Here is a 585-nt window from a genome sequence, read left to right on the forward strand (position 1 = left end):
CTCTGGTCGGGCTACGCCCTTCCGACGTTCCCCGATTGCGGCATAAACTGGCCTGATTTTACACCGCCATTTGGCCTGTTTTTATTCCGCCGTTGACAGATGAGACAGAAACCCGTTCCCCAAACGTCTTCTGCGGAGAAGACGATCAAAGATATCCGTCGTGCCACGCGTAAACATTATTCGGCCGAGGATAAAATCCGTATTGTTCTGGAAGGTCTGCGCGGGGAAGACAGCATTGCTGCGATCTGCCGCCGCGAAGGGATTGCAGAGAGCCTGTATTATAGCTGGTCGAAGGAATTCCTTGAAGCTGGCAAGAAGCGCCTTGCAGGCGACACCGCCCGTTCTGCCACCAGCGACGAAGTAAAAGCGCTGCGTCGTGAAAGCCGTGACTTGAAGGAGGCATTAGCCGACGTCACCCTGGAAAACCGCCTGCTCAAAAAAAGCATGATCGGGGATGGGGGCGACGACGAATGAGATATCCCGCCACCGAAAAGCTTGAGATCATCCGGCTTGTGGAGCAGTCGCATTTGTCAGCCAGGCAAACTCTCGACAAGCTGGGCATTCCAAGGCCGACCTTCTATCGAT

Annotated in this window: 1 pseudogene; it reads left to right on the top strand. The window is 54.7% G+C overall.

From position 1 onward, the window contains the following. Positions 1 to 99 precede the first annotated feature (99 nt). Positions 100 to 585 (top strand): annotated as a pseudogene (locus VBH83_RS19390) (transposase); the annotation flags it as partial.

The sequence above is a fragment of the Ochrobactrum sp. S1502_03 genome (assembly GCF_044435015.1).
In the GTDB taxonomy this organism is placed as follows: domain Bacteria; phylum Pseudomonadota; class Alphaproteobacteria; order Rhizobiales; family Rhizobiaceae; genus Brucella; species Brucella chromiisoli.